1 protein-coding gene is annotated in these 8,416 nt (G+C 68.3%); it reads left to right on the top strand.

The window, feature by feature from the left end; genetic code table 11:
* Positions 1-7: 7 nt before the first annotated feature.
* Positions 8-7,855 carry an amino acid adenylation domain-containing protein gene (locus tag AC30NL_RS07440; RefSeq protein ID WP_489463374.1) on the top strand — a complete coding sequence of 2,616 codons (7,848 nt, stop codon included), beginning with the start codon at positions 8-10 and terminating at the stop codon, positions 7,853-7,855.
* The last annotated feature ends 561 nt before the right edge of the window (positions 7,856-8,416 follow it).

Genomic DNA, 8,416 nt, shown 5'->3' with positions numbered 1-8,416 from the left:
GCAGGTGGTGAGCCGGCTGCGCAAGGCGCGCGACATCGAGCTGCCCCTGCGTGCCGTCTTCGAGGCCCCGACGCTCGAGCAACTGGCTGCGCGTGTCGACGTGCAAAACCTGCCAGCCGGGGGCGACGAGACCATTGCAGCTTTCGGTGCGGCACCCGGCCAGCATGTGCTGTCGTTCGCACAGGAGCGCTTGTTCTTCCTCGACCAGCTCGATCCCGGCAGTGCGGCCTACAACATCCCGATGGCCTTGCGGGTCACCGGTGCGCTCGATGTGCCGGCGCTGACGCGTGCGCTGGACGAAGTGATCCGCCGGCACGCGGCGCTGCGCACCACCTTCGCTCACGATGCGGCGGGCCATGCCGTGGGCATCGTGCATGCCGAGCCGCTGGAATCGCTGCAGGCCGTGGATCTATGTGCCTTCGCCGATGCCGAAGGCGCCATGCGCTTGCATGCGGCCCAGGCCTCGTCCAGGCCCTTCGACCTGGAGCGCGGCCCGCTGCTGCGCTCGCAGCTGCTGCGCATGCGCGAGCACGAGCACGTGCTGTTGCTTACGCTGCACCACTTGGTGGCCGACGCGTGGTCCATCGGCGTGCTGGTGCGCGAGGTGCTGGCCTTGTACGAGGCCTTCGGTGCCCAGCGCGGGTCACCGTTGGCCGCGCTGCCAATCCAGTACACCGACTTCGCCCGCTGGCAGCGCGAGTGGCTGAGCGGCGAGCGCCTGCAGGCGCAGACCGCGTTCTGGACGGCCACCCTGGCCGGCGCCCCGTCCTCGCTGGAACTGCCCACCGACCGGCCGCATCCGGCCGTGCAGACCTTCGCCGGCGCCACGTTGGAACGCCCGCTGGGCGGCGTGCTGTCGGCGCAGGTCGACGCGCTGAGCCAAGCGCAAGGCGCCACGCCCTTCATGACACTGCTGGCCGCGTTCAACTTGCTACTGTCGCGCCACGCGAACCAGGATGACGTGGTGGTAGGCAGCCCGGTGGCCAACCGCACGCGCCGCGAGACCGAGCCGCTGATCGGCTTTTTCGTCAATACCCTTGCGCTGCGCACCGACCTGTCGGGCGCCCCGACCTTCACGGCCCTGCTCGAACGAGTGCGCCAGTCGACGCTGGCCGCCTACGCCCATCAGGACCTGCCGTTCGAGCAGATCGTCGAGGCCCTGAAACTTCCGCGCGACCTTAGCCGCTCGCCGCTGTTCCAGGTGATGTTCACCCTCAAGAACACAGAGATGCCGGCCTTAAATATTGCCGGCCTCGCGGCCGAGCCGGTGCCGGTCGAGTCGGGCGCCTCGCGCTTCGACCTGATGCTTGAAGTGACCCCCACCGGCGAGGGCTACGTGGGCCACTGGGAATACAACCGTGACCTGTTCGAAGCCGCCACCATCGCGCGCATGGCGGGCCACTTCGAGGTGCTGCTGGCTGCGGCCACCGCGGCGCCGCACACGCGCATCGCCAACCTGCCGCTGATGACCGCCGCCGAGCGCCGCCAGGTCGTCGCGGGCTGGAACGCCACGGCCACGCCGTTCCGCCCGATTCCCGTGCACGAGCTGTTCCGCGAGATCGCGCATCGGCACCCGGGGGTGTTGGCCGCCGTCTCGGCCGAGGGCTCGCTGAGCTACGACCAGCTCAACCGCCGCTCGAACCAGTTTGCGCGGCACCTGCAGCGTCTGGGCGTTCGGCAGCATTCGCTCGTGGGGCTTTGCCTGGGGCGCTCGCTCGACGTGGCGGTGGCGGTGCTCGGGATCCTCAAGGCGGGCGCCGCGTGCGTGCCGATGGACGCGAGCTACCCCGTCGAGCGGTTGCGCTACATGGCTCGCGATGCGGGCGCGCCGGTGGTCGTCACCCACACCGCGCTGCGCAGCCGCGTGGGCGAGTGCGAGGCCGCGTTCGTTTGCATGGATGACTGTGAGGACACCTGGAGCGAGCCCGATGGCGACGCGACCATCGAGCTGCCGCTGCTGGCCCTGTGCTACGTGATCTATACGTCGGGCTCGACCGGCCAGCCCAAGGGCGCGGCGCTCACGCACGAGATGCTGACCAACCTCGCGCAATGGCAGCTCACCGAGTCAGCGCTGGGCGTGGGCGACCGCACGCTGCAGTTCTCGCCGCTGAGCTTCGACGTGAGCTTCGACGAGATGGTCTCAACCTGGGCGGTCGGCGGCACCGTGGTGATGATCGGCGAAGAGGCCCGCCGCGACCCGGTGCAACTGCTGCAAATGGTGCTGCGCGAGCGCGTGGCGCGGCTGTTCATCCCCTTCGTGGCGCTGCAGGGCATTGCCGATGCGGCGCGCGAACTGCCCGACCTGGGAGCGCTGCGCGAGATCGTCTGCGGTGGCGAGCAGCTGCAGGTGACCGATGAAGTCGTGGCGATGTACCGCAAAATCCCCGGCGGGCTGCTGCACAACCAGTACGGCCCGACCGAGTCGCACTTCGTGACCGGCCACCGGCTCGAAGAAGACCCTGGCGCGTGGCCGCGCCTGCCGCCCATCGGCAAGCCGCTCTTCAACTGCCGCATGTACGTGCTCGACGCCCAACTCGCCCCCGTGCCGGTGGGCGTGCGTGGTGACCTCTACATCGCCGGGTTGCACCTGGCCCGCGGCTACTGGAACCGGCCCGACATGACGGCCGAGCGCTTCGTGCCCGACCCCTTCGCGTCCACCGCGGGCGAGCGCATGTACCGCACCGGCGACGTGGCGCGCTACCTGCCCGACGGCAGCATCGAGTACCTGGGACGCACCGACCACCAGGTGAAGATCCGCGGCTTCCGCATCGAGCTGGCCGAGGTCGAGCAGGCGCTGATGGCCTTTGACACCGTGGCCGCGGCAGCCGCCACAGTGCGCGAAGACCGCCCCGGAGTGAAGAAGCTGATCGGCTACGTGGTGGCCAAGCCGGGCGTCACCGCCGACGTGCGTGCGCTGCGCGAATGGCTGGCCGACAGGTTGCCCGACTACATGGTGCCCAGCACCATCGTGGCCCTGGCCACGCTGCCGCAGACCCCCAGCGGCAAGATCGACCGCCGCTCGCTGCCTGCTCCATCCGGCGAAGACTTCGGCGCACCCGATCACGTCCCGCCCGCAAGCGAGCTAGAGCAGGCCATCGCGCGCATCTGGTCCGAAGTGCTGGGTGTGCCGCGCATCGGCGCGCACGACGGCTTCTTCGAGCTGGGCGGGCATTCGCTGCTGGCCACGCGCGTGGTCTCACGAATGCGCGCCGAGCTGGGCGTCTCTCTGCCGCTGCGGCTACTGTTCGAGTCGCCCACGGTGCGCCAGCTTGCGCAGGCGCTGCAAAGCCAGCCTGCCACGCCGCAGGCCCCTGCGGTTCCGGCCCGAGGTGTCGAGGCCGCGACCGATGGCGCCGCATGGCCGTTGTCATTCGCGCAGCAGCGCTTGTGGTTCATCGAGCAACTTTCCCCGGGCCTGCCGACCTACAACGTGCCCCTCGCGCTGCGCCTTCAGGGCCGGCTCGACACGGCAGATCTGCAGCGTGCGCTCGACGCCATCGCCCGCCGCCACGAGTTGCTGGGCGCGCGGCTCATGGCACCGGCCGGCGAGCCGGTGTTTGAGCCCGGGCAGGGCGCGTGGCCGATGCAGCGTGAGCCGCTGCCGGCCGGTCCCGACCAGTCGGGCACGCTGCGACGGCGCCTAACGGAAGAGGCCCAACGCGCCTTCGCGCTGACAGGCCCGCTTGTCCGCGCACATCTATTCACGCTTTCGGCCGAGCAGCATGTGCTGCTGCTCAACATGCACCACCTCGTGACCGATGGCTGGTCGATCGGTGTGCTGTCGCGCGAACTGCAGTCGCTGTACGGCGCCTTCGCGCAGGGCCTGCCCGATCCGCTGACGCCGCTGCCCTTCCAATATCGCGACCATGCCACCGCGCAGCGGCACGAGGCTGCCCGTTTCGAGGCCGGCCTGTCGTGGTGGAAGCAGCAGCTCGCCGGGCTGCCCGTGTTGCACGCCCTGCCGCTGGACCGGCCGCGCCCTGCCGTGCTCGGCACCGAAGGCGACACCCTGCTGCGCTGGTTGCCGCGTGCCACGCTGCAACGCCTGGAGGCCTTTTGCCGCGAGCGTTCGGCCAGCCTCTTCATGGGCCTGCATGCCTTGCTCTCGGCGCTGATGGCCCGTTACAGCGGGCAGGATGACATCGCCATCGGCACACCCGTGGCCAACCGCGACGAAGGCGAGGTAGAGCCACTCATCGGCCTGTTCGTCAACACCGTGGTGCTGCGCAGCCAGATCGATCCTTCCACCGGTTTCGCCAAGCACCTGGAATTCAGCAAGGTCATGGCGCTGCAGGCTTTCGACCATCAGCGCGTGCCATTCGAGCACGTGGTCGACGCGCTGCAGCCCGAGCGCAGCCTCAGCCATGCGCCGCTGTTCCAGGTGATGCTGGCGCTGCAGAACAACGACCACGCCATGCCCGAGCTGCATGGCCTGCGCGTCAGCCTCGAACCCCTCGGCGCCCAGGCCGCGCGCTTTGACCTGACGCTCAACGCCATGCCGGGCGAGGGTGGCCTGGCCCTGAACTGGGAATACAACACCGCCCTGTTCGAGCGCACCTCGATCGAGCAGATGGCCGGCCACTTCGAGCGCCTGGCGGAAGCCGCATTGGCGCAGCCACACGCGCCGCTGCGCCGCCTGGCGCTGCTCAGCGCGCAGGAGCGCGAGGCTGAGCTGCACCCTGCCGGCCGCATGCCGCGCGAATACCCTGCGCCGCACTGCCTGCACGAGCTGTTCGAGCAGCAGGCGGCGCGGCGGCCTGAGGCCATCGCGGCCCGCTGCGGCGGCGAGGCCTGGACCTACCGCGAACTCGACGAGCGCGCCAACCGCCTAGCTCGGCACCTGATCGAGCGCGGCGTTGGCCCCGACACGCTGGTGGGCCTGAGCATGGAGCGCTCGCTGCATCTGCTGGAGGGCTTGCTCGCGATCCTGAAGGCGGGCGGCGCCTATGTGCCGCTCGACCCGCAGTACCCGGCCGCGCGTCTGACCCACATGCTCGATGACAGCGCAGTGCGGCTGCTGCTCACGCAGACTGCGCTATGTGACGCCCGGCCCTTGCCCGCAAAGCTCGAGGCGATCTGTCTGGACGATGATGCGCAACGCGCCGCGTGGATGCGCCAGCCGGCCTCGCGTATCGAAGCGGCATCGCTTGGTCTGCGGCCTTCGCACCTCGCCTACGTTATTTACACCTCGGGCTCGACCGGCCTGCCCAAGGGCGTGCCCATCGAGCACCGGCAGGTCGGGCGGCTGCTCAGCGGCACGCAGGCCTGGTTCGGCTTCGATGCGAGCGATGTGTGGACGGTGTTCCACTCGCCCGCCTTCGACTTTTCGGTGTGGGAGATCTGGGGCGCTTGGGCCTACGGCGGGCAGGCCGTGGTGGTGCCGCGCGTCGTGGCGCAGTCCCCGCAAGACTTTCTGCAGTTGCTCGAAGCCGAGCGGGTAACCGTGCTCAACCAGACGCCCACCGCCTTCCGCGGCCTGGTGGGTGAAGTGGCGCGGCGCGCTCACGTGAAGCTTTCGCTGCGCCATGTGGTGTTCGGCGGCGAAGCGCTCAACTTCGGCAGTCTGGCGGCGTGGTACCAGCGCTTCGGCAATGACGGGCCGCAGTTGGTCAACATGTACGGCATCACCGAGACCACCGTGCACGTGACCTACCGCCCCCTCTCGCCGGCTGACGTGACCCAGCCCGCCAGCCTTATTGGCGAATCCATCGGGGACCTGTCGCTGTACCTGCTCGATGGCGAAAGCCAGCCGGTGCCTCGTGGCGTGGTGGGTGAGATGCACGTGGCAGGTGCGGGTGTCTGCCGCGGCTACCTGCGCCGGCCCGAGCTGACCGAGCAGCGCTTTCTGCCCGACCCCTTCGGCCGCGCGGGCGCGCGCATGTACCGCACCGGCGACCTCGCACGGCGCCGCAACGACGGCAGCCTCGAATACGTGGGCCGAATCGACCACCAGGTGAAGGTGCGAGGCTTCCGCATCGAGCTGGGCGAGGTCGAGGTGGCCCTCGCACGAGCACCGGGCGTGGCGACGGCGCTCGTGCTGGCACGCAACCAACCGGGCGGGGAAGGGCAGCGCCTGTTGGCGTACGTGGTGCCACAGGCCGGCGAACGGCTTACGCCTGCGGCGCTGCGGGCATGGCTGCAGGCGCAACTGCCTGAGCACATGGTGCCGGCCGGCATCGCAGTGGTCGATGCGTTGCCGCTCACCGCCAACGGCAAGATCGACACACAGGTCCTGCCCGAACCGGCAGCGACGGGAGATGAGGGGGCCGCATATGTCGCTCCGCAGACGTCGACCGAAAGCGCTCTGTGCAATCTGTTCGCGCGAGTGCTTCGCGTGGCAAAGGTTGGTACGCAGGACAACTTCTTCGCGCTCGGCGGTGACTCAATGCTGGCCGTGAGCCTGGCCCACGCTGCGCGCGAAGCAGGCCTTGCTTTCAGCGTGCGCGATCTGTTCCAGCACCAAACCATTGCCGGCTTGGCCCGACACCTCGGCTCCCACGCCACGGGAGCCTCCTCATGGCAATCGCCGCAACCCGACTGGCAGACCCCCGCGGAGTTCATTTCCCGGAACGACCTGGAGTCGGTCACGCCGCTGACCGCCATGCAAGCGCAGATGGTTCGCGCCTACGAAGTATCCGAGCGACGCGCCGACGGCGTTTACCACGTTCAGATGTGGTCGCGTGTGCGCCATCGCGGCCACCGCGCCGACGCAATGCAGCAGGCGATCGACCTCGTCGTGGCACGCCAGCCGGTGCTGCGCACCGTGCTATTGCGGGCAGCCTCGGGCGAACTCTGGCAGGGCGTGAAGAAGAAGCACCACCCGTGGATGCGGCGCCACGACCTGCGGGGGGAGGCTGACGCCCTGCAGCGTCAGCGCATCGCCCGGCTCATTGCCGAAGACCGCTGCCAACCGCTGTTCGGCACCGCTGACGACGGTGGCGGCCAACGATTCCACTGGTTCGATGTGTCCGACGACGAGTTCGTGATACTCCTCTCCATCCACCACGCCATGGACGACGGCTGGGGCAACCAGCACTTCCTCGCCGAGCTGTGGTCGCTGTACCGGCGACTACACGCGGGCGAAACCATCAAGCCAACGGTACCGGCCCATCCGGTGTTCATTGAGCACGTTGCGCTTGAACGAGAAGCGGCACGGTCAGCCGCGACGCGTGCGTACTGGCAAGACCGGCTGCTGCCGCCATCGAGCGCTCAGGTGGTGCTTCCGCCTCCGGCAAACCGGGCTGTCGAGCCCTGCGACGACCTCGAACTACGCATCGAAGCGCGCGAGGTCGAGGCTCTGCGCAAGCGCGCAACGGCCTGGGGCGTGTCGGTCAAGGCCGCCGTGCTGGCGGCCTACCTCGCAACGCTCGAAGCCGATTACGGTCAAGCGAGAATGACCGTTGGCATCGTTTCCAACGGCCGCAGCGAACGGCTTTCCGATCCGCTGGCGGCGCTGGGCTTGTTCTGGAACCTGGTCCCATTTGCCGCCGAGGCCGGCGGCGACATGCACGATCGCACGCGCCGCGTGCACGAGTTGCTGACAGCCCAGGAGCCCCACGCCTTGTTTCCGCTGAGCGAGGTTTGCAGGCTGCACGGGCAAGGCGAGCTGTTCTTCGCGACCTTCAACTTCACGCAGTTCCACCAGGCTTTTCGCGGCGCCTCGGACGACAACATCGAATTCATCGAATCTGACTGGCTCGACCGCTTCGAGTATCCGATGAACTGCCACGCCGCGATGGAGGACCCTCATGGCCTGCGCCTAAGGTTCAGTTTCAACGCTCGCTACATTGCGCGTCAGCACGTCCGTACGATCGCCGAGCATATGGCACAGGCGCTTGGTGCGGCGGTTGGCTGAGATGACAGCCAACACCCTTGAGAGATATCGAAGCCGAAGCGCTACCCGTGAAGGAGAGTGATCCAAACCGTGGGAGGCCGTTTACGCGGCTTGGCGGCCGCCATCGAGCGCGACATCGCCTCCCGGCCCAAGCCCATCGACAAACGTTGCGCGCCCAGCAACTATGTTGACGTGCCGCTCTTGGACCAAGTTTTGCGCGCAGGGCGATATCAGCTTCGCCAGGTCGCGCGCGGCTTTACGGCTCTCGGCGCTGCTGCTGAATCTCAGCCACGCCGAGTCCACGCTGACGCAGCCGACGCTGACCGATTCGCGAACTCGATCGCCTTCGCCACGCCGCTTGCGGAGAGAAACTGGTCCAACGCGCGGCCGCCGACGTCACCTGCTTATGCACGTACGCATACAGGCGGGGAGTGCGATCCTCCCAACGAGCGCAGGCGAGTTCGGCAAGGCTGTGGAGGGTAGTGTTATGACCCGATGTAATTTCGGCTTGCCGAACCACGCTAATCGAGGTTGAGTCATGGCACCTGTCCCGCGATGTTTTCGGCGGTGCCCGCACATGTT

Origin of the sequence: Rhizobacter sp., assembly GCA_021153565.1 — a bacterium.
GTDB lineage: Bacteria > Pseudomonadota > Gammaproteobacteria > Burkholderiales > Burkholderiaceae_C > Albitalea.
Note: the sequence above shows the minus strand (reverse complement) of the source record. Positions and strands in the feature narration are given on the sequence as shown.